This is a genomic window from Bacillus sp. FSL R5-0512, assembly GCF_038593295.1.
GTDB classification, from domain to species: domain Bacteria; phylum Bacillota; class Bacilli; order Bacillales; family Bacillaceae; genus Bacillus; species Bacillus safensis.
On the sequence record NZ_CP151982.1, the window covers coordinates 555,994 to 581,782 of the forward strand.

Consider the following 25,789-nt stretch of genomic DNA (forward strand, 5'->3'; position numbering starts at 1 on the left):
TGACCTCCTATAACTTTAGCCATCTTGCTAATTCCTCATCTTTTTCTGTAAGATTTTCTGCCATTTTTACAATGAATTCAGCTATATCTTCTAAATCCTGAATCATATAATGCAATGAAGCTTCAAAGTTGTACTGTTCGTCTTCATCATAAAAAAACGGTGTTCCTTTATTGGTATAAGGAGCTATTTCTAATAGGGCTTGATCGACGTCATTTGGCCCAAGTTGTTCAAATTGATCTAATTTACTTTTGAATTGATTTGAAAGATTGTATATTGTTAAACTGTGTTCTCTTGGAAATGCTTCTACTTCTTTTTTTACGTTTTTTAACTCCTCTAATGCTAAATTAAGTTGATCAGCCAATCTTTTTGCAACAGCCTTATCTACTTTTATTGTTTGGCCATCCATATTAGCATAAGAGGTCATGGTTTCTAAGTCACGATTATACACATCTTTACTTCCGTCGACATTGATAATATTGCCTTTATGGTCAAATTTAAAATTAGACTCGCTTATAGCATGTGTGTCATCAATTCCAAGTGCTTGCATAATAAAGTCAGCTGCAAGTGGAATAAGTGAAGCAGATAGAGCGACAGCTTTCAAACGGTTTTTTCTCTTTAGTCTTGCATCAGATGGATCTTTAGTATAAATCGTTGTTCCGTTATGTTGATCATATTCAAGACCCCATCCAGCACCGACCATGTCATCTGGATTAATGATGGATTTATTCATCGCTCTAAAATCACCATTTTTTATTTTTTGTTGAGTTTCTTTGTCATGAAGCTTTACAATAGATGGGTTATTGAATCCAACTGAATAGATGCCGTTAATCACTCCTGCATAATCAGCCTCTGCTCCACCTAGTGAATGACCAGTTGCTGAAATAACTGTATTGGGACCAGCATACTTTCTTTTTACTTCTCTAACTAGCTGATCAGATTGATCGAATTGAGACGTTTTTGTGATGAGTTTGTAATCACCGCTTGCCAGTTTAACTCTTTGTATATCATCATCTATGAAACGTTCACCTTTACTATAAATGTTAGAGTTTTTTCTAGTAATGTATTTAATTTTTTCTTTTGGGTTTTTTCCTGCAACAACATTTCCACCGTCAGCCTTAATTACATCTTGAACAAGTTGATCATTTGGATTTGTACCAGCAAACCCAATGATTACATTATCAGGCTCTTTTGGCTTGACCCATTTACCTTTTTCTTTTTTAGCTTGAATGAATACATATGCATCGAGTCCTGTGTCAGGGTCTCTCCGAATATTGTCTATAAAAAAATATTTGTCTGCACTTATTGATATTGGTTTAGCTTCACCAAAATTTTTTTCTAATAATCTATCCTGATAACTAACTTGACTTATTTTAAAATATTCGTAATCGGATATAGTGGGGCGATTGTTACTGTTCATGTACAATATCACTCTCTTATTATAAAATATAAGAAATAGAAAGGATGATATGATTGATCAAAAGAGGAACCATAATTATCCTGATTTCTTTTGTTATTATAGCAGTTGGAGGAATTTTCATGAAGCATCAAAATGATGTTAAACTACAAAATGAACAAGAAATAAAGTTGTTTGAAACAGCAAAAAAAAGAATGACATCGTTTTTAAAAGCCAATTATGAAAATATCAGTGATATTACATATAAAGAGAAGTATGATATAGACCCAATGGGTGGAATTAGTGTTGAGGGGTATCTAAACAAAGATCCAAAACAAGAATTCTGGGGAATTTATAATAAGTCGATGGATGAAATTGGAGGGTCTTCAGTCGAAGCAGAAAAAAAGGCTGCTTGTGAGAAAGAATTTTGCAAATATTAAAAGTAATCATAAGGAATTAACCACCAATTTTTTATAAGCTTCTAACAGTCAAATAGCGCGTAGCGAATAGGGGGATATAAAATGAGTTATACAGTCATTACAGGAGCAAGCTCAGGTATTGGATATGAGGCGGCTCTCGCCTTTGCAGCACGAGGGAAAAATCTTATATTAGCTGCACGCCGGCTCGATAAACTCCAAGAATTGAAAAAGAAGATTCATGATCAATATCCCGATATCAAAGTAGTCATACAGTCAGTCGATTTAACAAACATAGAGCAAGTGTATTCATTTTATGAGTCATTGTCTGATTATGAGCTGGATACGTTCATTAATAATGCAGGGTTTGGTCACTTTGGCTCTATAGGAGAACAAGATTTAAGTAAAATAGGGGATATGCTTCATCTGAATATCGAAGCATTAACGATTCTATCCACCTTATTTGTCCGTGATTATGAGCAAGTAGAGGGAGCGCAGCTCATTAACATTTCTTCACGAGCCGGTTATACAGTCGTCGGCAATGCCGTCACCTATTCAGCCACGAAGTTTTACGTGAGTGCTTTTACAGAAGGACTGGCACTAGAGTTGAAAGGAAAAGGAGCCAAATTACAGGCGAAAATATTAGCACCTTCCGCGACAGAATCAGAATTTGCAAAGCGTTCATTGGATGTAGACGAATTTGAATATGAAGGCAATTTCAAGAAATATCATACATCAAAAGAAATGGCAGCTTGTCTGCTTGAGCTTTATGATAGTGAAAAAACAGTCGGTATTGTGGACGGAAAGACATTCGAATTTGAATTAAAAGATCCGATCTATTCACATGCTGGTACAAGTATGAAATAACGATTCCCATCACTGAGGTAGATTTCCTTAGTGATTTTTTTATGGCATGATTGGCTGTGTGGTCAAGCATAGGAGAAATGTAACAAGTGAAGGCGATTAAGCATTACAAAATTGCCCTTTGTCACTTTACAGAAAAGGATTTTGTACGTCCTAGGAAGATCGCTCAAAATGGATACCGATTATTTGATGAGAAAAATGCTTTAAAGAAACTAATGAGAAAAACACCTTCGCGTTAGGTGTTTTTTTCATGCATTCTTTGATAAAACAAAGAATCACAAGTCCAGTAGATAAGACTGCTCATGATGATGATGGGTAAAGACGCTTGACTCCCAATTCCATCAATGAAAAAGAGCATGACAACCATTGCAATCAGTAAATACGCAGCTAAATAAAGAGGATGGAAAGCCTTTGGCTGCAAAGAAAACAATAACTGCAAAGGAACCGCAAAGACGAAATAAAAAACAAAAAAGATAGGAATATAAAATATTAGAAACGCAGGCTCAGCTTGAATAGGTGGAAATAAGCAGACAAACAAGCCGAGTAAAATAGAGCTGATGAATAGAGTGATTAGGATTTTGTAAAAGGGTTGAAGCGAATGCAAAATGTATACTCCTTTTTTGTAAAATTTACTATATTTTATCATAAATTCATTAACAAGCATCAGTTATTTTTAAAATACGCCACCTTCAATACTCAACTTAATTACAGCAAATTTAGGTAATAAGAATTGAATAAATCATTAATATAATGCCCTTTTTACCTTTATTTGGTTCTATACCTTTAGCCTCATGCCGATGAATGAAGGTATGGTATAAAGTAAAGCCTATAGAAAGAGATTTAGCCATGAAATCCATCAAATGAGGAAAAGAGATGATCCAATGAACATGACAAAATGGTTAGGTGCTGTCCTTCTTTCTGTTTTATTACTGGTGACAGCAGCCTGTGCGAACACGGGCACTCAAGAGAATAGCCAAAATGAAAAAGAGAACGTATCGAGTGAAACAAAAGAGAAAAACAAGGTCGTTGAAACAGGGAATAAGTCCTTATCAAATATTAAGGTATTAGCCACAGGCGGGACGATTGCTGGCAGTTCAGACAGTGATACAGATACGACGGGCTATAAATCTGGTTCACTTGGCATTGATAAAGTCATTGCTTCCGTTCCACAGCTGAAGGATATTGCAAATGTTACAGGTGAGCAGGTCGCGAATGTCGGCAGTGAAAATGTTGATAACGCTCTTCTTTTAAAATTAGCCAAGCGAGTGAATGAACTATTAAAAGATGATCAAGTAGATGGCATTGTCATCACGCATGGAACAGATACACTTGAAGAAACAGCTTACTTTTTACATCTGGTTGTCAAAAGTGATAAGCCTGTGGTGGTCGTTGGCTCAATGAGACCAGCATCGGCAATCAGTGCGGATGGTCCGCTCAACTTGTATCATGCGGTGAAAATTGCATCAGCCAAAGAAGCAAAGGGCAAAGGGGTCATGGTCACATTAAATGACCGAATTGCATCAGCTCGATTTGTTACGAAAACAAACACGACCACAACCGATGCCTTCAAGTCACTTGAGCAAGGATACATCGGAGAAGTTACTGGTGAAGTGGTGTCCTTTTATAACGAACCAACAAGAAAACATACGACTGAAAGTGAATTTGATGTATCAAAGATAAAAGAATTGCCGCAAGTCGATATTTTATACGGCTATCAAAATGATCAAAAATATATGTATGATGCCGCAGTCAAAGCAGGTGCGAAAGGGATTGTCGTCGCTGCAGCAGGAAATGGAACGATGTCAACAGAAGCCATCAAAGGGGCAACAGATGCAGTGAAAAAAGATGTGGTTGTTGTGAGATCAAGCCGTACGGGGAATGGAATTGTCACCCGCGAAAAAACGGATGATGAACATCACTTTGTGTCCTCTGATTCATTAAACCCGCAAAAAGCACGTATTCTGCTCATGCTGGCACTGACGAAGACAAAAGATCCAGTTAAAGTGCAAAGGTATTATGAACAGTATTAATGAAGAAAAAGACCCAAGTCATATTGGGTCTTTTTTTATGCATGTTCCTGATGTTCAGCACGCTCCTTTAAAGAGAGTAAAATATCTCGCCAAATTTCGTCTACATCAGTAAGAAAGTGCCCTGCTTGATCTATATAATGGGTTTTGACGTTTGGAATCGCCTGAGCTATTTTTTCTATTTCTACAAATGGAGCCATTGTATCTTCTTTTCCGTGCCAGACATCAACAGGGATTTGAATATCTTTCATATCGAATGCCCATGGTTTTGAGAGTAAAATGGGTTCACGAATACATTCATCCACCGATTGACGAGTCGCTTCGTATAAATGTGTCATCATCATCTCTAACTGCTCATCGGTTTGAAGGAATTGCCGATCCCGCGGATGTAAATGCTTGTTCCCGTTTTTGGCCAGCTTCTTAAATTTCTCTGGTTTGTTCTTAATCATTTTTTTCTGGGAACGATAGCTTGCTTTCAATAGCCAAGGAAACTTCTTACTAAGGAAAAAGGCTATTTTATTTTCTTTCAGCATGCTTTTTGGCGGTTCTCCGCCTTGAAAAGGGGTTGTACTTGAGATCAGAGCAGCTGAAAGGACGCAATCCGGCAATTGATAGGCACAACCAGCTGCGAATGCGCCGCCTCCAGATACACCCATCACTGAAAAATGTTGAATGCCAAGATCATCTGCCACTTCCAGCACGTCTTTTGCCCAGTCTAAAATTGTGCGGTCAGGTAGAGGGGTGGATAAACCGAATCCAGGTCGATCCAAACAGATGAGACGAATGCCGAGCTTTTGAGAGATTGGATCATCATCTAAAAACATCACTCTTGATCCAGGTGTTCCATGAAAAAAGAAAATTGGAAACCCCTCAAGATCACCGTATTGAGTCAAACCAATGTACCGGCCATCTTGTAAATGAATGCTTTGCATATTTTCATCCCCTTAATATTTTAGATAACTTAAATATCAGTGAGAGAAACACCGTATTAAGGTGCTTCTTTCGCAATCTGATAGATTTTTTCGTATAGAGATAGTAATGTTTTTAAATCTTCTTTTGGAAGCTTTGCATAATATTTTTGAATAAGGTGCAATTGAATGTCTTCCGTATTCTTGTGGTAGTCATGGCCCTTTTGAGCAAAATCAACAATGATTTCTCTTCGGTTATGTGGATTAATTTCTCGTTTGACATAGCCGAGCTGCTCAAGCTTTGATACAAGCTGGCTAGCTGCGCTGGCAGAAATTGAAAAGTAATCAGCTAATTCATTGATTGTTCTCGTTTTCGTGCGCAGCAGCTCAAGCGTCAGCTCTTGTTTGGCTGATAAATCTGCATACTCATGTTTTAAAAATCGTTGATACTCTTCTACATAAATTGAGCCTAGAGCATTCGAGTATTCAATGATCTTTTTACCGTAATGAATGATTTCCTCATCCAATGACATCACCTCTCTTCTATTATAGGCAATCTTTATAGTTAAGTGAAGTTAAATATAAAGAAAAGTTAAATGAATGACGGATTACACTTAAAAGGGAAATCACCGGTATATCCATTTTTTCATTAAAAAGGGACATAGTATACTTCCCATGACCCCTGCACATTCATAAAATGTGGTTGGTTTGAATTTGAACACGTAGTACACCAAAGTAGCCATGAAAAGGTCGCAGAAGAAAAATACATATAAGTCCTTTTTGGTGATAGCGCAAATGACTGTTTTGTTTGTTTTCACATGGATCACTCCTTATGAAGTCGATGACTTTTTCATTGTATTATAAGGAAAATCCATTTATAATTAAAAAAATAAACCAACTGGTCGGTTTTATTTAGTCTGCATGAAAAAATGCAGGGTAGAAAGGGATTGTGACACATGACAAGTACACAAAGCGGGGCTGGAAAGAGTGAGAAGACGAAGCAAAAAATCGTCACCGCTTCACGTGATTTATTTGCAAAAAAAGGTTATTCAGAAACATCCGTGCGCGATATTTTAGAGGCTGCTGAGGTGAGTAAAGGCAATCTCTATCATCATTTCAAAGGAAAAGAGTTTTTGTTTCTTCATATTATGGAAGAGGATCATCGTTTGATGATGGAAACGTGGCAAGAGGAGAAGAAAACACTGAACCGAGCTATCGACAAGCTTGCCGGGTTTGCAGAACTGCTCAGTCAAATGGGCATTAACTACCCATTAATGAGAGCGAGTGAGGAATTTTGTGCCAGTGCCTTTACATCAGACGAAGTCATGGAACGGCTGAACAAGATTGATGTCGATTTTGATGATGTGATGAGAGATATCTTACTTGAAGGAAACAAAGATGGCAGCTGGACGATCCAGCATGTGGAGTCAAAAGTGAAAATATTACTTTCCGTTTTTTATGGATTAGACGTGTTATATAAAAATGACACCATCGAGCAGAAAAAAGAGTTACAAAAAGAGGCGATCTCATTGTTTATTCACGGAATCAACCATCATGAGTAACAAGTGAGTCAGTAAAGGGGAAACAAACATCATGCAAAAACCGATTCGTGAGCAAAAAGCAGTACTCGTTATTTTATTAAGTAATATATTTATTGCGTTTTTAGGCATCGGTCTCATTATTCCTGTCATGCCGCTATTCATGAATGTCATGCATCTAACAGGAAGTACAATGGGGTACCTTGTGGCGGCGTTTGCCGTTGCTCAACTCATCGCATCACCTATTGCAGGTAGATGGGTAGACCGCTACGGAAGAAAGATTATGATTGTGTCTGGGCTGTTTCTATTCGCATTATCAGAACTCGTTTTTGGTCTTGGTACACACGTGTATGTTCTGTATGTTGCAAGGCTTCTAGGCGGTATTAGTGCGGCATTTATTATGCCAGCTGTCACTGCGTATGTCGCAGATATTACGACCGTTCAAGAAAGATCAAAGGCGATGGGTTATGTCTCTGCGGCCATTAGTACCGGTTTTATCATTGGCCCGGGAATTGGCGGGTTTATTGCAGAATACGGCGTACGCCTGCCATTCTTCTTTGCGGCAGGGATTGCGTTTATTGCCGTTATTTCGTCTATGTTTATGCTGAAGGAGCCTTTAACAAAAGAAGAGCGAGCGAAGCAAATGAATGAAGTGAAAGAATCGACTTTCTTTAAAGATTTGAAAAAATCAATTCATCCAAGCTACCTCATCGCCTTTATCATTGTGTTTGTCCTCGCATTTGGACTATCTGCATATGAAACAGTCTTTAGCTTGTTCACAAATCATAAGTTTGGATTTGGTCCAAAAGATATTGCCGTGATCATTACCGTCAGCTCGATTGTGGCTGTCATCATACAAGTACTTGTGTTTGGTAAACTGGTAAATGCCCTAGGAGAAAAAAGAGTCATTCAGCTATGTCTGATTATCGGGGCTGTCCTTGCTTTCGTTTCAACTGTTGTTTCAGGCTTTTTGGTTGTTCTGATTGTCACATGTGTCATTTTCCTTGCCTTTGATTTATTACGTCCAGCATTAACGACCTTTTTATCTAAAATCGCTGGCAACCAGCAAGGATTTGTCGCAGGAATGAACTCCACCTACACAAGCCTAGGTACGATTTTCGGGCCGGCACTTGGCGGCATCTTATTTGACCAAAATATTCACTTCCCATTTCTATTCGCAGGTGTTGTCTTATTTCTTGGATTAGGCTTAACCCTGATTTGGAAGGGAAAAGTGTCAGAAGAGGCAGCGGCAGAATAATGTCATGCAGAAGTAAGAGACCTTTTAACTAAGGTCTCTTTTTTAAATTGCGCTATTGATGCAGAAGAATTCATTTTGCTGAAAAGAGACCTGAATGTCAGCAGCTTTTTCTTTATAATGGAAGGGAAGGAGGAGAAATCGTGCATTTCTTAGAACGGCAAAAGACACCATCAATGAAAAAAGGAATTCGGCAGATCGATCCGGCATATCCAGTGTTTGTAGATGCGGTCATGGATGGTGTCATAAAAGGGCATCTTTATGTAGATAATGAAGCGCATCCGCTTGTTTATTTTCTCGAAGCTTCATGCGGCATTTATTATGTAGCAGGAAGGAGTGAAGCGGAGCTGTTACGCTCCTCAGCCTTTATCGTGGATGTGTACGAAAGGCAGAAAAGACAAAACGGCCGATTTACCATATTTTCAGCAAATCCATTAACAGATGCGATGATGAAAAAATGTCTTGGGTCACATCTGAATGAAATGGAAAGACATGCGTACGTTTATTCACAGGCATATTCTCATGCCACTCAGTCTCATCAAGGCTATAGAGTAGAGCGGACAAATGAGCAGGTGATGACTGCAAGCAGGACTTTTCCTCCCAGCTATTACGAAGCCTATTGGGGAGAAACAGCTCGTTTTCTATCAAAGGGAATCGGGATTGCCATTTTAGATGGAGAGAACGTGGTAAGTGAATGTGTCTCTATTTTTTCAAGTAAGGATCGTGCGGAGATAGATATTTGGACAGATGAAACATATCGAGGAAAAGGTTTGGCACTGCTGGCAGCTCAGCATATGATCAGCATCTGTCTTGAAAAAAAGAGGACACTGCATTGGGATTGCGATGTCCATCACCTAGCTTCAATCAAACTAGCAGAGAAGTTAGGCTTTCAGAGGCTCAAAACCTATCGATTGTTTTATGGTTCAAGATGAGAAGGTTTTGAGATACCAAGCATCCATTGCAGAATGCTCAGAGCCTTCAAGCGGTTCTGAAAGAAGAGAAAAGCCATACCGCTGATAAAGGCCTATAGCCGCTGTTAATTCCCGGCGGGTTTCTAAATAACACGTTTCATAGTATGTAGAGGCATATTCCAGCGCCGTATCCATCAGTTTTTTGCCCGCACCTTTTCCTTGTGCTTTTGGACTTAAATAAAGCTTTTGTAATTCACATACTCCATTTGTAAATGGAGCAATCCCTATACCGCCCACAATCTCACCATGCTCTTCAGCAATCCAATAGGCTGCATGAGTCAATGATTGATAGTATTCGAAAAGCTGGTCAAGTTGGGGGTCAGTGTAGGCTGTTCCTTCAATCGCTAGATTCGCTGATTCTAGTGAGCTGCGGATAATCGCTGCGATATACGGGTTGTCTTTTTGCTCAATGGGTCTAATGTTCATTTGAAGTACCTCCATTGTTATGGGTTAGGAGTTGATATCACATGTTCTGGCTGCAAACCGCCTTTTTTACAATCGTTGTTTTGTGTCTCTCATGGTGGGCAGGGAAAAGACGCCGGCAGCGCCATGCGGGGTTCATTGTCCCTATATGCTTGATTTTATTTGGTTTGGTTTTATTGATTGTCAGTTTTTTTATTGGAAGATGGGAAGGCATGGCGCTTAGTCTAGCGAGTGTCTCTATCGTTCTATCTTCCATTATTTGTTTAATCATCGTCACTGGGATTCAATTTTTTAAAAAAGACGACTTTTCTTAAACAGGAGCATCTGTATTCATCATGTGGTTATATTCTTCACGAAGGATGCCCATGATGATGACATCTGAGTATGTACCGTTGAAATAGAGCGCTTGGCGTCTTTTTCCTTCATATTGAAATCCGGCTTTCTCATAGCTTCGAAAGGCCCTTGGATTGTGGGAAAAGACTTCAAGCTCAAGACGGTTGAGTTCTAATGTGTCAAAGGCAAATGCTTGAACCATCCGAACCGCTTCAGTGCCATATCCCTTTTGAAAATGCTCCGGCCCGTGAAGCGCAATGCGGAAGCTTGCCGTATGATTGAATGGATCAATGTCCACAATCGCCGCATCCCCAATCATCTCTTTCGTGTCTAGCAGACAAATAGCGAAATCTCGTCTGCTGTCATCTTGCAAAAAGCGGGTATAGGCGGAGCGGATTTCTTCTAGTGTGAACGTTTTGCGTGTGCCAGTCATATAAAGTGTCTCTGCATGCTGGCATCCTCTTTGAATACCAGGATAATCTTGCTCTTCAATCGGTCTCAAAAATATACGAGTCATGACGGATCACCCTCCTCTATATATCGAGAGATTTCAATTAAATTCAGATCAGGATCACGGATATAAACAGATTCAATTGGACCTAATGTACCGGTGCGTCTGACCGGCCCCTCTTCAATGGGGACCACTTGCTTCCGGAGGTGCAGCAGCAAACTGTCCATGTCTAAATCGGTGATAAAGCACAAATCATGAGATCCAGGAAGAGGATGAGCCGCTTTTGGCTCAAATTCATGACCAGCTTCATGAAGGTTGATTTTCTGTAAACCAAAACGAAGCGCTTTACGGCCTTCACCAAAAGTTTCTTCCTTCATCCCTAATACGTTTGTATAAAAGCGAATGGTGTCCTCCATATGTTGTACAGTCAACACGATATGATCAAGTCGTCGTATCATCAGTTTCTCCTCCAAGTATGATCATTGATTGAACTGACTCTATTATATCATCACCTGACGAGGATACCTTATTTAATCACGGTTTTATAGCTCCAGCTTTCCAAGGACATTTCCTTTCCGCGCAGTACCCTTTCATCAAACTCCATCCAGCCATTTTTCCGGTAGAAATGACGATTGGCCTCGTTGTGTGTCATCAGTGTGAACAGTCCGCCGCCTTGCCGGGCGATAAAGGGAAAAAGGCATTGCCTTAACATGCGGCTTCCGAGTTTTTTTCCTTGCTCGTCTTTTGCCACGACAAGTGCTTCTAAATACCAGTAAGGCTGCTTTAAGGAAGAACATGCTTTTTTCGCCTCCTTTAACACACGGAACACATGCTGAATCGCCGATATACCGCCAGTGAAGAGCAGCTTTAACCCACCTGACAGCACATAATCCATGACGCCTGGTTCAGGAAGACGCGGATGCTTTAAAAGGGCAGCAGTCACAATTTTTTCGTTCTCAACCCCGACCAAACAGATTTGATGCTGAAAATACACCTTTGTATTGACCAAATGCAGCTGACGAGCGAAAGCAGACCGGTTTTTGACCTTTTCACATAATAGGTCAAAAAATGAATAGTCCTGAAACGAATCATTTAACAACTCTGCCACTTGAGGCAGTTCATCCTCTCTAGCAAGTCTGAAATGAAACATATGATGGTCCTCCTTTACTGAACACATATAGATTATTGAACATGTGTTGATTATAATAAGAAGTAGACCAATCGAACATCGGCAATGGATGAAATCCTGTTCATAAATAGACATTCGGCGCCTGATTGTTCAGCAATGGAGGGGATGTCATGAAGGACAGACGAACAATCAAAACAAAAAGAGCCATTCGGGAAAGCTTTCTTGAGCTGTTAAAGGAAAAGGAAGTGCAGCAGATTACGGTATCAGAGCTATCAAGGAAAGCGGATTTAGGCAGGGGAACCTTTTATTTGCACTATCAAGATGTGTTTGATTTATATGAACAGCTTGAGAAAGAACTATTCGATCAGCTCGGGGGATTATATGATGAAACCTTTCCAAGTCAGGACCCTCTTGATATGCTTTCCTTTTTAAACAAAACGACGGAGTACTTGAAAGAGAATCAATATATGTTGACGTTATTTGTAAAACCAAATGGCCCAACGACAAACCAATTCAAAGCATTTTTCAAAGAAAAAATCATGAAAGAGTGGCAGCATGATCAGCGGCCGATTACAGAAAATGAACAAATCGAGGCCTCTTTTGTCGTGTCTGGTGTCGTGGGTGTACTCGAGGAATGGATTCATGAAGAAATGACCATTGATGCCGGCAAGCTCGCGCATAAATTATATGAGCTACTCGTCAAGGTGGAACAGGAATCGTAAACATGTATCCTTTGTCTTTCCTTTCTGATACAATTGAATAGAATGTATGTTCTTATTCAGAGAAAGGGAGTGGTGGGTTTGAGTGAGAAAAGGAAGCTGCTTTTTTATGGGGCGATGAGTATCGATGGATATTTAGCGAGAGAGGATCACCGCCTCGATTGGCTGATAGGGACAGAGGGCGAAGAAGAAACGAGCTATGACACCTTTTATGCGTCAGTCGATACGCTGATCATGGGGCGCAATACATATGAACAAGTGCTTCAGCTGTCACCAGATGGGTTTCCTTATGAAGGAAAGACTTGTTATATCATGTCACGTACGTTACAAGACAGTTTGGAAGGAACGCATATCATTCGCGAAGATATCTTATCATTTGTCAAAAAATTAAAGAATGAAACAGGCCGGCATATTTGGATTGTCGGCGGCGGGGGACTGCTTCAATCTTTCATACAAGCAAGATTGGTTGATGAGCTTTTTCTTCAAATCGTACCTGTCATGATTGGAAGAGGAATTCCTCTATTTTCACCGGCGGATCTGGAATCTAGGTTTTCATTACAGGGAGTACATCAATACAAGCAAATTGCTGAAATGCATTTTATCTTAAAAGAAGAGGATCACTGAACCAAGGTGGTCTTTTTTTTATGAAATAAACTCGTTGACAAGAAAATATCCTAGTGTTAGGATAAATTTATCCTAGTTTTAGGATTTCTTGAAAAAGGAGTAGTTGCCATGGTGCAGCATGATCATGAATTAGATTTAAGGCTATTCCGCGTGTGGATGAAAGCCTATCAAGCCCTTTTTACAAATATCCAAAAAGACATTGAACGTTATGATATCGGATTTGAAAACTTTCAAATCCTAGAATTGCTCTACAGTAAAGGGCCTCAGCCTGTTCAAAAAATTAGCGACATCCTGTCAATCCCAAGTGGAAGCATGACATATGTCGTGAACAAACTAGAAAAACAAGAACTGGTGAAAAGGCAATGTGCGCCTTCAGATAAGCGGGTCTTTCATGTACGGCTGACGGAAAAAGGGAAGCAATTGTTTGACGACATTTTCCCTAAACACACAGAGGTCATTTCACAAAATCTAGCCTTTATTGAAAAAGAAGAAAAAGAGCAGCTCATTGAATTACTGAAAAAAATCGGTTTAGGTGCAAAACAACTTCGCGAAAAGGGGAAACAAGATGACACTCAGCTTTGATACGTTGGTACGTGAAAGACGATCCGCATCAAATTTTTTGCCAAATATCTCGATTTCGAGAGAAGAGCTTAACAGCATATTTGAAGAGGTCAAGCTGGCACCATCCGCTTTTAACTTACAGCACACACAATATGTTGTCGTCCAAACAGAAGAGCTGAAAGAACAAGTAAGAGAAGCGGCATTTGGACAATATAAAGTGCACTCTGCTTCAGCAGCGATCATCGTACTCGGAGATCCAAATGCTTATGAGCACGCAGGGAACATATATGAAGGCCTAAAAATGCTAGGCATTATCAATGCGCAGCAATATGAAGAAATGGTCAGAGAGACCGTGAGCTTTTATGAGCAGAGAGGAGCAGATTTCCAGAAGGAAGAGGCAATCCGCAATGCTTCATTATCTGCCATGCTGTTTATGCTTGCGGCTAAAAATAAAGGCTGGGATACTTGCCCGATGATCGGTTTTGATCCCGAAGCAATGAAAAAGGTATTAAACATTCAATCAGATTTGGTTCCTGTGTTAATGATTACACTCGGAAAAGAAAAACTAGAGAGCAGACAAGCGAGAGGCTACAGAAAGCCAGTTTCTGAATTTGTGACATATTTATAAGACAGGGGGTTCCCATCATGGAACTAGGAATTAGTACATTTGTCGAAACAACACCTGATTTTCAAACAGGAAAAACAGTCAGTCACGCACAGCGTATTCGAGAAGTAGTAGAAGAAATTATTTTAGCAGATCAAGTCGGTCTCGATGTATTTGGCGTAGGTGAGCATCATCGTGAGGATTTCGCCGCATCGAATCCAGCTGTCGTCTTAGCGGCTGCAGCCACACAAACAAAAAATATTCGTCTGACAAGTGCAGTGACGGTCCTTTCATCAGCAGATCCTGTTCGTGTATTTCAGGATTTTGCAACGCTGGATGGACTATCAAACGGACGTGCTGAAATTATGGCAGGCCGTGGTTCATTTATTGAATCATTCCCGCTCTTTGGCTATGACCTTGATGACTATGAAGAATTATTTGAAGAAAAGCTTGATTTGCTGCTCAAATTACAGCAGTCAGAGCGTGTCACTTGGAGCGGAAAGCATCGCCCATCCATTCAGGATGTTGGCGTGTATCCAAGACCTGTTCAAGATCCGCTTCCAATCTGGATAGGCAGTGGAGGTAACCGTGAATCTGTTGTACGTGCTGGATTACTAGGGTTACCGCTTGTACTCGCAATCATTGGCGGAAGTCCTAGACAGTTCGCACCGCTCGTTCAGCTGTACAAGCAAGCGGCAGTGCACGCTGGACATGACCCTGAGAAATTAACTGTAGCATCACATTCTCATGGATTTGTTGCGGCAGAAACAGACCTGGCAGCAGATCAATTCTTCCCATCTACACAGCATGTGATGAACACATTAGCGAGAGAGCGAGGCTGGGGACCTTATACTCGTTCTACGTTTGATGCAGCCAGAACTTTAGAAGGCGCGCTGTATGTAGGAGATCCAGATACCGTGGCAGAGAAAGTTATTCACCTTAGAAAAAATGTAGGCATCACACGTTTTATGCTTCATGTACCGGTTGGTTCAATGCCGCATGATCAAGTGCTAAAAGCCATTGAGCTATTTGGAAAAGAAGTGGCTCCTAAAGTAAGAGAAGAGGTTGCCCGCTGGGAAGCAGAGCAAAAATAAATAAAAAGGCCGATCAAGAGAATAGGCTTGATCGGCTTTTTCTTATGCTTAAGGATCAATGACACATGGTTTCACTGTAGGACATGAGGCGGCAGAAGCAAATGGTGTGGTCGTCAAAGTGAAGAGGAAAACAAGTTGAAAACAGATGAGCCATTTTTTCATGAAATCACCTCCGTTCACAATTGTTTCACTAGATTGAGATGAGGATAAAAGCATAGAAGTATGTAACACGCTCTATCCAGCATAAGACAATGATATCATAATTTTCAAAAGAATGAAAAAATAAACTTACAAAAGTTCTAAATTATGGTATAGTTTATACGTTCAACAAAAAAGGGAGGGATTTTTTTATGAAAAAGGTCATGTCTTCTGTTTTGGTTGGAGCAATTGTCTTAACGGGTGCTGGGGTCACAACTGCTCCAGTGGAAGCAAAGGAGCGAACAAACAGTGAAATAACGGCTCAGGCCAGTCGAACTGTTTCAGTAACAAGAACATATACGACATCAAACATCCCAGAAAGTATTGTATATGCAGAGGATGGCTGGGTGGGGATTTTAAAACAAACCTCTATTAAAGAATTAGGATTAGGAAAATATAGTGTCACATTTACTGGAACAGTGGTACGCGATCCGGGATTTAATTAAATAAAACGCAAAGCTGACAGGTGGACAAGCCTGTCAGCTTTTTTCATGAGGATAATAAAGAATCATTTGCATTCGGACCATTTGTTCCCCGGTTTGTTGATACGTGTGCGTCCGGTCCGCTTTAAAACGAATAGAGTCTCCGGCTTTTAAGGTGTATTGTTCATCACCAATGGATAAATCAAGGACTCCCTCAAAAACAGTGATCAATTCCTCTGTTCCCCCAATGTGTTCACTCGCACGAAGCGACCCGCCTCGATCAATTTCCACTCGGTACATTTCAAATTTCCCCCGGTTATCAAAAGGAAAAGTCGTGTACACACGATATCGTCCGTCGTCCTCAGTTAAAACCTGTGCATCTTCCTTGCGTACTACCTTGATTTCAGGCTGCGGTGAGTGAATGAGCTCACTAAAAGATACTTTTAATCCGTTGGCGATTTTCCACAAAGTCGTGATGGTAGGGGTCGATTCTCCTCTTTCAATTTGTCCAATCATCGTCTTGCTGACACCAGTTAATTCTGCCATCTTTTCGAGGCTCAATTTTTTTTGATCTCTAAGTAGCCTCACATTTTTAGAAATAATCGATTGTACGTCTTCCATGAAAAAACTCCTTTCTCTATTTACTTTATAAAGACCGAACGTTACAATAAAACGCAATATACGTAATAAAGTAATTAAAGTCTATATAACGTATAAGGGAGGTGTCATTTTGATTGTATCTATGTTGATTTATGCTTTTGTTAGCAGCTTTACCCCAGGGCCCAACAACATCATGGCCATGGTCTTTACGAATAAATATGGGGTCAAGCAAACATTTCGATTTTGTTTAGGTGTGGGTATCGGATTTCTTGTTATTTTGTGTTTGAGCTGTTTCTTTAATATTATTCTTTATCAAGTGATGCCGAAAATAGGCTGGGTCATGGCGTTCATCGGAGCTGCATACATGATTTATTTAGCGGTCAAAATCATGAAAAGTAAAGGCGGGGATGACGAAACACTTGATCGCTACAATCATTTTATCCCTGGTATGATGCTGCAATTTATCAACCCAAAAGCGATCTTGTATGGATTGACTGTGATTTCAACATTTGTTTTGCCATATGGACAATCTAATATGCAGTATGTCATATGGACGCTGATTCTCGCACTCATTGGCTTTCTCGGTACATTCAGCTGGAGCTTATTTGGCTCTTTGTATAAGCGTTTTTTGACTGCTTACGAAAAACCGCTCCAGTATGTGATGGGGCTGCTTCTGATATACAGTGCGATTTCAATGATATGGGGCTATGTGATGTAAGTAGTCAGGAGCTTGGCCGCTGTCTGCCCAACACAACAGTATCATAATATAATCCGTCACTCAGCCGTTTATCGTTTTTTAATACGCCTTCAATCAAAAAGCCGTGGTTCTCATATAACCGAATGGCTTTTTTGTTCGTTTCCAGCACTTGAAGTGACATCTTCTGAATACCCTGCTGATCTGCCCAGTCGATCGAAGCGGCTAAAAGCTCTTTCCCGATGTGATAGCCCCAAGCATCTTTCTGGATGGCGACGCCAAATGTCACTTTGTGAGCAGATCGCTTGAGTAAATGGCCCTCGCATCTTGAAAAACCGACAATTTTTCCTTCAATAGCAGCGACCAAAAATAAATGCCGGCTTTGTTTAGTATCCTCTTGAATCAAAGCCTCAAATGCTTTTTCATCAAGAAAGGCTTCGCCTGGTTCACGGTCTAAATATTCTGTTTCACCATCGATTTTCAGTCTGAGAGCTGATAACTGCTTGGCATCAGCCGCTGAAGCGGACCGAATATGATAGGTCAACCCACGAACTGTGAATATCTTTTTAGAGATGATCATTAATGAGAACACCCACCCTTCTTTCCAGTATGTCTATCATACCTGAAACGTGTACATCGCACACTCAGATGTTTTGTATCTTTCAAAAAGGCTAAATGAATAGTATCAAACGTGGAGGTGGAACAAATGAGTAAAGAAAAAGGACATATGGATAAAGCGAAAGGAAAAACAAATCAAGTCAAAGGTCAAGTCAAAGAAAAGCTTGGTGAAGCAGCCGATCATCAAAACTTGAAAGCAGAAGGGAAAAAGGATCAAGCAAAAGGAAAGCTTCAAGATAAAAAAGGGGATGTCAAAAATAAGCTGAACGAGTAGAACCGAAACTAGTAGGTTGCTTCATGTATTCCTCATCACATGTCTTTCATCAAAAAAATGAATAGATATGTGAAAAGAATTGATTATACGCTCTCACGATCATCATGTAGACTTGAGAGAGAAGACATAATCAAGGGAGATGGATGAAATGGAGCACGTGTGGGAGAAAGTCGACGAGTATATCACAGACAAGCTGATCCCTAAAGATGATGTATTGGAGCAAACCCTTACTCATAATAAGCAAGCGGGTCTGCCAGAAATTGATGTGTCACCAGCCCAAGGGAAAATGCTTTATTTATTAGCAAAAATGAAGAATGCAAAGCGCATTTTAGAAATCGGGACACTCGGTGGATACAGTACTATTTGGCTGGCTCGTGCTCTTGAAGATGATGGGGAACTCATCACGTTAGAGGTTGTCAGCCATCATGTACAGATCGCACAGCAAAACATCAGCAGAGCGGGCTTATCAGAACGGGTGAGCATTTTGGAAGGAGAGGCATTAGATACGTTATCTCAGTTAAAAGAGAAGGCTGCGCTTCCATTCGATTTCATTTTCATTGATGCAGATAAACCGAACAATCCGAAATATCTGAAGTGGGCGTTAGATTTCTCGAAAAAGGGAACAGTCATTATTGCAGACAATGTCGTCAGAAATGGTGCAGTCCTTCATAACTCTGATGAGGATGAACGAGTACAAGGAACTCGTGAATTTTTCGATTTACTCAAACAAGAGCCGAGAATAGAGGCAACAGCGATTCAAACTGTTGGGGAAAAAGGTTATGATGGATTTGTATACGGAATCGTCAAATGAAACAAAGCTTAACCACATGTGGTTAAGCTTTTTCTTTTAGAAAAACCATCTAGCAGTGCCCATCAGCATGACGCCGACAAGAACAGTAAGTGACAAGCTTTTTGTCCAAACAGCAATGAGTACAGTAGGAGTCAAGACAGCCAGATACATCCAGTGGATAGTGACGCCTGTGCCTGTTGTTGTATGGATGAAGAGATGCTCTGCAATCAAAGCTGCAAAGATACAAATAGGAATAAACGATAACCATTTCAGCACCACTTCAGGCAGCTGAATACTCCGTACAAATATAAAGGGTACGACTCTCGGAATGACGGTGACGATCATACAACCAACAATGAGCCATAACATAAAGCTGCTGATCATTTATCTGTCACCACCCCAATGGTTGCGACAAGTACAGTAGCTATGAGAACAGCCACATGTGATGGAACAAAATGAAGCAGAACAAACATGGCAACGACCATATACAACACAAGCGACAGGCGATGAGTTAACTTATTTTTGGGTACTGTCTGTAACGAAAGGACTAGCAGTGCGGCAAACATCGCTGATAAAGCAAAATCAAGACCAAGCGCTTCAGGATTTGAAATCCAGTGTCCAAAAATGCCGCCAAGTATGCAGGCTGCAATCCAGCATAAATACGCTGTTATGTTCAGTCCGTGCATCCACCTGTTATTCAGCTTTCCTTGCTGCGCTAATTTATTCATCGCTACACCGAAGGATTCATCAGTCAGCAAAAGACCGAACCCAATATTTTGTTTCACAGAGTAGCGTGTAAAATGAGGAGCAAGCGTCAGGCTGAGCAATAAATGACGCAGATTCACAATAAATGTGGTGAAAATAATAGCAGAAAGGGGACTCCCTGTCACAAGCAGTGCACAGATAATAAACTGTGAAGCACCTGCGTAAATAAAAATCGATAAAAGCGCAATGTCCCATATACTTAACTGTGCGCTAATCCCAACAATTCCGAAGGCAAACCCAATACTCATATAACCGAGCAGGGTTGGCACACAATCTTTTATTCCCTCAAGAAACGGTTCATGTTCCGTGCTGGGAATATGTTTCCTCGCTTCAATATCCAACGTCCTCTACTCCTTTTCTCCGTGGCCACCAATAGTTTTACTTACTATATGAAAACGAATTCAGCATGTCAATACCCGTTTATCTTCTATTATATGAAGAAAAATGGTGACAAAAAAGGATTGAAGTCAACCAGAATTTGTTATAAAGTAGTCTGAAAATAAAAACAAATGAGGTGACGACAATGCTATGGAAGCCTTTATTTGAACATGATGTACCAAACGCCCTCCGTCCATAACGGAGAGTGATCTCCGTTTGTGGATATGGCAATCAATATATCCAGTAACGGAGGGGAAAAGATGAAGGAAAAATATATAGGCGCCCTTTACCTAGCAATCGCTGCAAGTATTTGGGGCGGCATGTACGTTGTTGTCAAAGTAACAGTAGCGGTGGTTCCGCCGCTTGAGCTTGTATGGATGAGATATGCTGTAGCAGGAATCGTGCTGGTGTGCACCATTTGGCGCTTGGGCTATTCCTTTCGATTAGATAAAAAAGATATCCCGCTTATTGTCATGATCGGATTGATCGGAAATTTCCTATCAATTGTGACCCAAGAAATCGGCACCATGTATACGTCGGCACAAATGGGGGCTGTGATTACATCTGCGACCCCTGCTTTTATGGTGCTGTTTGCGTTCTTTCTATTAAAAGAACCCATGACTGTTCGAAAGTGCGCATCCATCCTGCTTGCGACAGCAGGTGTATGGCTCATGATTGGACCAGTTGCAGTACAGACAGATGAATTTGTTGGCGGTCTTTCTTTAGTTTTCGCTGCTTTAACTTGGGCGCTGATGTCTGTTTTGCTGAAACGAGTTCCAAAAAAAACCCTCAAGTCGTGACGACCACATATGCGATCATAATTGCATTCATTGTCTTAACACCACCTGCTTTATTTCGTTTACCTCATCTAGATGTGGAGCAGATGGCCAAGCCAGAGATTTGGGGCGGTATTCTCTATCTAGGCATCATCTCAACAGCTCTAGCATTCTTTTTGTGGAATAGAGGGCTTCAATTGATGGATGCCTCGAGCGGCGGTCTGTTCTTCTTCTTTCAACCGATCGTAGGGACAGCTCTTGGCTGGCTGCTTTTAGGTGAAGAGATGGGGATACGCTCATTCATTGGGATTCTGTGTATCTTTGCAGGAGTCTATACTGTACTGCGTCAAAAGGAATAAAAGAAGATGTCCCTTCTAACAGGGGCATCTTCTTTATAAATGAGAGAGGGTAGGGAAGCACAATGATACAATTTCCGTATTTGCAAAAAGGACAAACAATTGGCGTTACAGCACCTTCCTCAGGTGTACATCCATCTTTGCATGACATGTTTCAGCTTTCATGTGAACGAATGAAAAATAGAGGCTATGATGTTATATGTGGAGAGACGGTCTGGCATCAGGAAAAGGCAAAATCTGCCCCTGCGATAGAACGAGCAAACGAACTTCAGTACATGATGACATGTGAGGAGATTGACCACATCATCCCGCCATGGGGAGGACAGCTGCTTATGGAAGTGTTAGAGCACCTCGATTTCTCATCGATGAAGAAAAAGTGGATTCTTGGTTACTCAGATACGAGTGCACTCCTGCTGGCGTTGACATTAAAAACAGGCATTGCTACAGCGCATGGGCCGAACCTAGTAGATCTTCAGGGAGAAGAGCTTGATCAAACGACTGTCATGTGGGAAGAGGTGCTTTCAACAAAAGGGGAAATGGCCATAAGCCAGTTTTCTTCATCTATGTATCAAAAGGAATGGAAGCGTGACGATCCGATTAAACATGTCTTTCATTTAACAGAATCTACTGCATGGCATACGGTTGATCAACAAGAAAAGATGTTAAAGGGAAGACTGCTGGGTGGCTGCATTGATGTCATACGTCATTTAGCAGGGACACCTTATGGGGACGTCAAAACTTTTCAGAAAATATTCATAAAAGATGAACCAATTCTCTGGTATTTCGAAAACTGTGAATTAAATGCTGCAAGCGTGAAGAGATCACTTGTTCAATTAAAACTAGCAGGGTGGTTTGATCACTGTTCAGGTATGATGTTTGGGAGAAGTGCAGTAGATGTGCCTGTTGAAGGGTATCAGTATCAGGATGTATATGAAGAATTACAAAAGGAATTACAAATCCCCATTTTTTACGACATAGATTGTGGGCATGTCCCGCCGCAAATGACGCTGATTAATGGGGCATATGCAGAAGTACAGCTGCATCCTCAAGGAAAAGCCGTACTAAAGCAAACATTTTTAGCATAAAAAAGGAAAGGGCGAACCCTTTCCTTCATATCACATTACATCCCTTTTGTTTCTTCACCTGCTTTTGGAACTTCCCACGCCGACTCACGGAATACTTTTTCCCATTTAGATACAACAATACATGCAACGGCATGCCCTGGAACATTCACGCCTGTTCGTGCCATATCCATAATTCGGTCAACACCGGCTATGATGGCAACGCCTTCTGCGGGAAGACCGACAGCATGAGCGGTTGCCAAAAGAACAACGAGTGAACCGGATGGCACAGCTGCAATACCTTTACTCGTTAACACAAGAACAAGCATCATTAAAAGCTGCTGTGACAGACTCATGTCGACACCAAACGCTTGTGCAAGAAATACGCAGGCAACCGATAAATATAAACTTGATCCGTCACAATTGAGAGAAAGACCAGATGGAATCACAAAGGAAACGATTCTTTTTGGACACCCGTATTTCTCCATTCGTTCCATCAATTGAGGAAGGACAGTTTCAGTACTCGTAGTAGAGAAGGCAACAAGGAACAAATCCCAAATCATTTTTAATACTTCGAAGTAGTTAAAACGGAAGATCAGTGCGACCAGAGGGAATAAAGCAAAGAGAATAATGAATAATCCTAAAAATACTGTTCCGACAAGCTTCATCATTGGGATTAATAAAACAATGCCATATTGGCCGACAGAAGCAGCCATTAATGCAAGAACCCCAATAGGTGCTGTCACCATCACCATCTGTGTGAGCTTAAACATAATTTGTGCCACTGATTCAAAGAAGGTGAGAACAGGAGCAGAGGCTTTACCGATTCCGCTTGCCGCTACACCAAATAAGATGGCGAAGAAAATGACAGCAAGTAAATCATTCTGAGCCATAACATCGACGATATTGGTTGGAATGATATCTAATACCATTTGTTTAAAGTCAACGACCTTCTCCGTATAACCATCTAATTCCCCAATATCTTTCTTAGCTAATTTAGAGAAATCGAGGCCAACGCCAGGCTTTAGCCCATTTGCCAATAATAGCCCGATCCCAAGAACAATGGTTGTGATGACCTCAAACCAAATGATCGTCTTTAATCCAAGGCTGCCCATTTTCTTCATGCCGCCGCTGCCGGCTGCACCAATAACAATGGTAGAGAACACGATTGGAACAACGATCATTTTAATCAGCCTGATGAATCCATCTCCAATTGGCCTGAGGGCCATTCCGAAGTCAGGGAAGAAATGGCCGATAAGAGCTCCTATCACCAAAGCGATCATGATTTGAAAAGCGATAAACTTTTTCATCATCTCTTACCTCCTTTAAATGCTTGGAAAAATATTAAGAATTTTCCAATAAATAAAAATTCTATGTGGCCATGTTTTGTCCTCCTTTGTATTTAGAAAGATTTTATTTAAGAATCATTGGAATTATGAAGAAAGAGAAGAAAATAGGGCTATTACATGTCTATTGATCTAAGAAAAAATCAATTTTAAAAAACATGAAACTTTTTTAGAAAAATGTATTGACCCTTTTATATGATTCATGGTATATTTTTATTCGTCGCTGATGACGTATTTGAAACACAGACGTTCACACACATGCGGCAAACAAATTTCAAAAAGATGTTGACTTAATAAAAACGATATGTTAAGATAATTAAGTCGCCTGATTAAGCGCCCGTAGCTCAATTGGATAGAGCGTTTGACTACGGATCAAAAGGTTAGGGGTTCGACTCCTCTCGGGCGCGCCAATACAAACCACGCGGGTGTAGTTTAGTGGTAAAACCTCAGCCTTCCAAGCTGATGTCGTGAGTTCGATTCTCATCACCCGCTCCACTTTGAACATGATCTTTGAAAACTAAACAAGACAAAACGTACCTGTTAATTCGAGTTTTTATAAAAAAATCCTATGAAATTTCATAGGTAGTCAGTCAAACTGGCGAAAAGCAAAACTTCGGTTTTGTACTTTTTCGGAGAGTTTGATCCTGGCTCAGGACGAACGCTGGCGGCGTGCCTAATACATGCAAGTCGAGCGGACAGAAGGGAGCTTGCTCCCGGATGTTAGCGGCGGACGGGTGAGTAACACGTGGGTAACCTGCCTGTAAGACTGGGATAACTCCGGGAAACCGGAGCTAATACCGGATAGTTCCTTGAACCGCATGGTTCAAGGATGAAAGACGGTTTCGGCTGTCACTTACAGATGGACCCGCGGCGCATTAGCTAGTTGGTGGGGTAATGGCTCACCAAGGCGACGATGCGTAGCCGACCTGAGAGGGTGATCGGCCACACTGGGACTGAGACACGGCCCAGACTCCTACGGGAGGCAGCAGTAGGGAATCTTCCGCAATGGACGAAAGTCTGACGGAGCAACGCCGCGTGAGTGATGAAGGTTTTCGGATCGTAAAGCTCTGTTGTTAGGGAAGAACAAGTGCGAGAGTAACTGCTCGCACCTTGACGGTACCTAACCAGAAAGCCACGGCTAACTACGTGCCAGCAGCCGCGGTAATACGTAGGTGGCAAGCGTTGTCCGGAATTATTGGGCGTAAAGGGCTCGCAGGCGGTTTCTTAAGTCTGATGTGAAAGCCCCCGGCTCAACCGGGGAGGGTCATTGGAAACTGGGAAACTTGAGTGCAGAAGAGGAGAGTGGAATTCCACGTGTAGCGGTGAAATGCGTAGAGATGTGGAGGAACACCAGTGGCGAAGGCGACTCTCTGGTCTGTAACTGACGCTGAGGAGCGAAAGCGTGGGGAGCGAACAGGATTAGATACCCTGGTAGTCCACGCCGTAAACGATGAGTGCTAAGTGTTAGGGGGTTTCCGCCCCTTAGTGCTGCAGCTAACGCATTAAGCACTCCGCCTGGGGAGTACGGTCGCAAGACTGAAACTCAAAGGAATTGACGGGGGCCCGCACAAGCGGTGGAGCATGTGGTTTAATTCGAAGCAACGCGAAGAACCTTACCAGGTCTTGACATCCTCTGACAACCCTAGAGATAGGGCTTTCCCTTCGGGGACAGAGTGACAGGTGGTGCATGGTTGTCGTCAGCTCGTGTCGTGAGATGTTGGGTTAAGTCCCGCAACGAGCGCAACCCTTGATCTTAGTTGCCAGCATTCAGTTGGGCACTCTAAGGTGACTGCCGGTGACAAACCGGAGGAAGGTGGGGATGACGTCAAATCATCATGCCCCTTATGACCTGGGCTACACACGTGCTACAATGGACAGAACAAAGGGCTGCAAGACCGCAAGGTTTAGCCAATCCCATAAATCTGTTCTCAGTTCGGATCGCAGTCTGCAACTCGACTGCGTGAAGCTGGAATCGCTAGTAATCGCGGATCAGCATGCCGCGGTGAATACGTTCCCGGGCCTTGTACACACCGCCCGTCACACCACGAGAGTTTGCAACACCCGAAGTCGGTGAGGTAACCTTTATGGAGCCAGCCGCCGAAGGTGGGGCAGATGATTGGGGTGAAGTCGTAACAAGGTAGCCGTATCGGAAGGTGCGGCTGGATCACCTCCTTTCTAAGGATATATGGAGCAGCGTACGT

General features: G+C 41.4%; 31 protein-coding genes, 2 tRNA genes, 1 rRNA gene and 1 pseudogene. 22 read left to right on the plus strand and 13 right to left on the minus strand.

The features are described from left to right. Positions 1-7: 7 nt before the first annotated feature. Positions 8-1,417: a lipase gene (locus NSQ25_RS02715; protein ID WP_326136025.1), complete on the minus strand. Its 1,410-nt coding sequence runs from the start codon at positions 1,415-1,417 to the stop codon at positions 8-10. Positions 1,418-1,536: 119 nt separating this feature from the next. On the opposite strand from NSQ25_RS02715, the gene NSQ25_RS02720 reads away from it, so the two are divergent. From NSQ25_RS02720 to NSQ25_RS02730, 3 genes are all read left to right on the plus strand, one after another. Beyond that, positions 1,537-1,833, plus strand: coding sequence for a DUF1433 domain-containing protein (locus tag NSQ25_RS02720; protein ID WP_163115559.1), 297 nt, complete (start codon positions 1,537-1,539; stop codon positions 1,831-1,833). Positions 1,834-1,914: 81 nt separating this feature from the next. Continuing rightward, a complete protein-coding gene (locus NSQ25_RS02725; protein ID WP_252050117.1) occupies positions 1,915-2,676 on the plus strand; it encodes an SDR family NAD(P)-dependent oxidoreductase in 762 nt (253 codons plus the stop codon). 86 nt (positions 2,677-2,762) lie between these two features. Then, positions 2,763-2,912 carry a hypothetical protein gene (locus NSQ25_RS02730; RefSeq protein ID WP_252050118.1) on the plus strand — a complete coding sequence of 50 codons (150 nt, stop codon included), beginning with the start codon at positions 2,763-2,765 and terminating at the stop codon, positions 2,910-2,912. Here the strand turns inward: NSQ25_RS02730 and NSQ25_RS02735 are convergent. Beyond that, positions 2,909-3,277 (minus strand): UPF0715 family protein, encoded by a 369-nt coding sequence (locus NSQ25_RS02735; RefSeq protein WP_025093561.1) that lies wholly within the window; start codon positions 3,275-3,277, stop codon positions 2,909-2,911. The genes NSQ25_RS02730 and NSQ25_RS02735 overlap by 4 nt on opposite strands. A gap of 277 nt (positions 3,278-3,554) precedes the next feature. Between NSQ25_RS02735 and NSQ25_RS02740 the strand changes: the two genes are divergently transcribed. Next, complete coding sequence (locus NSQ25_RS02740; protein WP_034284104.1) at positions 3,555-4,703, plus strand: type II asparaginase; 1,149 nt, start codon at positions 3,555-3,557, stop codon at positions 4,701-4,703. A gap of 35 nt (positions 4,704-4,738) precedes the next feature. On the opposite strand, the gene NSQ25_RS02745 is transcribed toward NSQ25_RS02740, so the two are convergent. Then, the gene (locus NSQ25_RS02745) at positions 4,739-5,632 is read right to left on the minus strand and encodes an alpha/beta hydrolase (RefSeq protein WP_326136024.1); all 894 of its coding nucleotides are present in this window, start codon (positions 5,630-5,632) and stop codon (positions 4,739-4,741) included. Between the two features lie 56 nt (positions 5,633-5,688). Continuing rightward, complete coding sequence (locus tag NSQ25_RS02750) at positions 5,689-6,141, minus strand: helix-turn-helix domain-containing protein (protein WP_034284102.1); 453 nt, start codon at positions 6,139-6,141, stop codon at positions 5,689-5,691. 423 nt (positions 6,142-6,564) lie between these two features. On the opposite strand from NSQ25_RS02750, the gene NSQ25_RS02755 reads away from it, so the two are divergent. From NSQ25_RS02755 to NSQ25_RS02765, 3 genes are all read left to right on the plus strand, one after another. Further along, positions 6,565-7,170 (plus strand): TetR/AcrR family transcriptional regulator, encoded by a 606-nt coding sequence (locus NSQ25_RS02755; RefSeq protein WP_326136023.1) that lies wholly within the window; start codon positions 6,565-6,567, stop codon positions 7,168-7,170. Positions 7,171-7,201: 31 nt separating this feature from the next. Beyond that, positions 7,202-8,404 (plus strand): tetracycline resistance MFS efflux pump, encoded by a 1,203-nt coding sequence (locus NSQ25_RS02760; protein WP_034284096.1) that lies wholly within the window; start codon positions 7,202-7,204, stop codon positions 8,402-8,404. A 140-nt stretch (positions 8,405-8,544) separates the two neighbouring features. Then, positions 8,545-9,333, plus strand: a complete 789-nt coding sequence (locus NSQ25_RS02765) for a GNAT family N-acetyltransferase (RefSeq protein WP_326133507.1) — start codon at positions 8,545-8,547, stop codon at positions 9,331-9,333. On the opposite strand, the gene NSQ25_RS02770 is transcribed toward NSQ25_RS02765, so the two are convergent. Next, on the minus strand, positions 9,325-9,798 hold the full coding sequence (locus tag NSQ25_RS02770; protein WP_326136022.1) for a GNAT family N-acetyltransferase: 474 nt from the start codon (positions 9,796-9,798) through the stop codon (positions 9,325-9,327). The genes NSQ25_RS02765 and NSQ25_RS02770 overlap by 9 nt on opposite strands. Before the next feature lie 41 nt (positions 9,799-9,839). Here NSQ25_RS02770 and NSQ25_RS02775 point away from each other — a divergent pair, with 41 nt between their 5' ends. After that, positions 9,840-10,109: a YesK-like family protein gene (locus NSQ25_RS02775; RefSeq protein ID WP_034284090.1), complete on the plus strand. Its 270-nt coding sequence runs from the start codon at positions 9,840-9,842 to the stop codon at positions 10,107-10,109. On the opposite strand, the gene NSQ25_RS02780 is transcribed toward NSQ25_RS02775, so the two are convergent. The 3 genes from NSQ25_RS02780 to NSQ25_RS02790 all read right to left on the minus strand — a co-directional run bounded on the left by NSQ25_RS02780 (position 10,106) and on the right by NSQ25_RS02790 (position 11,729). Continuing rightward, a complete protein-coding gene (locus tag NSQ25_RS02780; RefSeq protein WP_326136021.1) occupies positions 10,106-10,645 on the minus strand; it encodes a GNAT family protein in 540 nt (179 codons plus the stop codon). The genes NSQ25_RS02775 and NSQ25_RS02780 overlap by 4 nt on opposite strands. Next, positions 10,642-11,037: a VOC family protein gene (locus NSQ25_RS02785; RefSeq protein WP_024425420.1), complete on the minus strand. Its 396-nt coding sequence runs from the start codon at positions 11,035-11,037 to the stop codon at positions 10,642-10,644. Before NSQ25_RS02785 ends, NSQ25_RS02780 begins: the two co-directional genes overlap by 4 nt. A 68-nt stretch (positions 11,038-11,105) precedes the next feature. Next, on the minus strand, positions 11,106-11,729 hold the full coding sequence (locus NSQ25_RS02790; protein ID WP_326136020.1) for a GNAT family N-acetyltransferase: 624 nt from the start codon (positions 11,727-11,729) through the stop codon (positions 11,106-11,108). A gap of 149 nt (positions 11,730-11,878) precedes the next feature. Here NSQ25_RS02790 and NSQ25_RS02795 point away from each other — a divergent pair, with 149 nt between their 5' ends. From NSQ25_RS02795 to NSQ25_RS02820, 6 genes are all read left to right on the plus strand, one after another. Beyond that, positions 11,879-12,430, plus strand: coding sequence for a TetR/AcrR family transcriptional regulator (locus NSQ25_RS02795; RefSeq protein WP_070326730.1), 552 nt, complete (start codon positions 11,879-11,881; stop codon positions 12,428-12,430). 78 nt (positions 12,431-12,508) lie between these two features. Beyond that, on the plus strand, positions 12,509-13,051 hold the full coding sequence (locus NSQ25_RS02800; protein ID WP_034284082.1) for a dihydrofolate reductase family protein: 543 nt from the start codon (positions 12,509-12,511) through the stop codon (positions 13,049-13,051). A 108-nt stretch (positions 13,052-13,159) separates the two neighbouring features. Then, entirely contained in the window at positions 13,160-13,633 is a 474-nt protein-coding gene (locus NSQ25_RS02805) for a MarR family transcriptional regulator (protein WP_041116800.1), read from the plus strand. Beyond that, positions 13,617-14,240: a nitroreductase family protein gene (locus tag NSQ25_RS02810; RefSeq protein ID WP_061110612.1), complete on the plus strand. Its 624-nt coding sequence runs from the start codon at positions 13,617-13,619 to the stop codon at positions 14,238-14,240. Before NSQ25_RS02805 ends, NSQ25_RS02810 begins: the two co-directional genes overlap by 17 nt. Before the next feature lie 17 nt (positions 14,241-14,257). Further along, positions 14,258-15,310: an LLM class flavin-dependent oxidoreductase gene (locus tag NSQ25_RS02815; protein WP_024425426.1), complete on the plus strand. Its 1,053-nt coding sequence runs from the start codon at positions 14,258-14,260 to the stop codon at positions 15,308-15,310. Positions 15,311-15,660: 350 nt separating this feature from the next. Then, on the plus strand, positions 15,661-15,954 hold the full coding sequence (locus NSQ25_RS02820) for a hypothetical protein (protein WP_041116804.1): 294 nt from the start codon (positions 15,661-15,663) through the stop codon (positions 15,952-15,954). Between the two features lie 33 nt (positions 15,955-15,987). Here the strand turns inward: NSQ25_RS02820 and NSQ25_RS02825 are convergent, their stop codons facing one another. Next, on the minus strand, positions 15,988-16,551 hold the full coding sequence (locus NSQ25_RS02825; RefSeq protein WP_034284073.1) for an XRE family transcriptional regulator: 564 nt from the start codon (positions 16,549-16,551) through the stop codon (positions 15,988-15,990). A gap of 109 nt (positions 16,552-16,660) precedes the next feature. Here NSQ25_RS02825 and NSQ25_RS02830 point away from each other — a divergent pair, with 109 nt between their 5' ends. Continuing rightward, positions 16,661-17,248, plus strand: coding sequence for a LysE family transporter (locus tag NSQ25_RS02830; protein WP_326136018.1), 588 nt, complete (start codon positions 16,661-16,663; stop codon positions 17,246-17,248). Between the two features lie 4 nt (positions 17,249-17,252). Here NSQ25_RS02830 and NSQ25_RS02835 read toward each other — a convergent pair whose 3' ends face one another. Continuing rightward, entirely contained in the window at positions 17,253-17,804 is a 552-nt protein-coding gene (locus NSQ25_RS02835) for a GNAT family N-acetyltransferase (protein WP_326136017.1), read from the minus strand. Between the two features lie 126 nt (positions 17,805-17,930). Between NSQ25_RS02835 and NSQ25_RS02840 the strand changes: the two genes are divergently transcribed. Both NSQ25_RS02840 and NSQ25_RS02845 read left to right on the plus strand, forming a co-directional pair. Beyond that, entirely contained in the window at positions 17,931-18,116 is a 186-nt protein-coding gene (locus tag NSQ25_RS02840; protein ID WP_034284069.1) for a CsbD family protein, read from the plus strand. A 148-nt stretch (positions 18,117-18,264) separates the two neighbouring features. Further along, the gene (locus NSQ25_RS02845; protein ID WP_326136016.1) at positions 18,265-18,927 is read left to right on the plus strand and encodes an O-methyltransferase; all 663 of its coding nucleotides are present in this window, start codon (positions 18,265-18,267) and stop codon (positions 18,925-18,927) included. Between the two features lie 36 nt (positions 18,928-18,963). Here the strand turns inward: NSQ25_RS02845 and NSQ25_RS02850 are convergent, their stop codons facing one another. Then, on the minus strand, positions 18,964-19,290 hold the full coding sequence (locus NSQ25_RS02850) for an AzlD domain-containing protein (protein ID WP_034284067.1): 327 nt from the start codon (positions 19,288-19,290) through the stop codon (positions 18,964-18,966). After that, positions 19,287-20,012: an AzlC family ABC transporter permease gene (locus tag NSQ25_RS02855; RefSeq protein ID WP_041116816.1), complete on the minus strand. Its 726-nt coding sequence runs from the start codon at positions 20,010-20,012 to the stop codon at positions 19,287-19,289. Before NSQ25_RS02855 ends, NSQ25_RS02850 begins: the two co-directional genes overlap by 4 nt. 297 nt (positions 20,013-20,309) lie before the next feature. On the opposite strand from NSQ25_RS02855, the pseudogene NSQ25_RS02860 reads away from it, so the two are divergent. Both NSQ25_RS02860 and NSQ25_RS02865 read left to right on the plus strand, forming a co-directional pair. Continuing rightward, positions 20,310-21,184 (plus strand): annotated as a pseudogene (locus NSQ25_RS02860) (DMT family transporter). A 62-nt stretch (positions 21,185-21,246) separates the two neighbouring features. Further along, a complete protein-coding gene (locus tag NSQ25_RS02865) occupies positions 21,247-22,266 on the plus strand; it encodes a S66 peptidase family protein (protein WP_326136014.1) in 1,020 nt (339 codons plus the stop codon). Positions 22,267-22,301: 35 nt separating this feature from the next. Here NSQ25_RS02865 and gltP read toward each other — a convergent pair whose 3' ends face one another. Continuing rightward, on the minus strand, positions 22,302-23,552 hold the full coding sequence (gene gltP / locus NSQ25_RS02870) for a glutamate-aspartate/proton symporter GltP (RefSeq protein ID WP_024425437.1): 1,251 nt from the start codon (positions 23,550-23,552) through the stop codon (positions 22,302-22,304). A 369-nt stretch (positions 23,553-23,921) separates the two neighbouring features. On the opposite strand from gltP, the gene NSQ25_RS02875 reads away from it, so the two are divergent. From NSQ25_RS02875 to NSQ25_RS02885, 3 genes are all read left to right on the plus strand, one after another. Continuing rightward, positions 23,922-23,998 (plus strand) — tRNA-Arg (locus tag NSQ25_RS02875). Between the two features lie 11 nt (positions 23,999-24,009). Next, a tRNA-Gly gene (locus NSQ25_RS02880) sits at positions 24,010-24,083 on the plus strand. 131 nt (positions 24,084-24,214) lie between these two features. Next, positions 24,215-25,763 (plus strand): 16S ribosomal RNA (locus NSQ25_RS02885). Positions 25,764-25,789 lie beyond the last annotated feature (26 nt).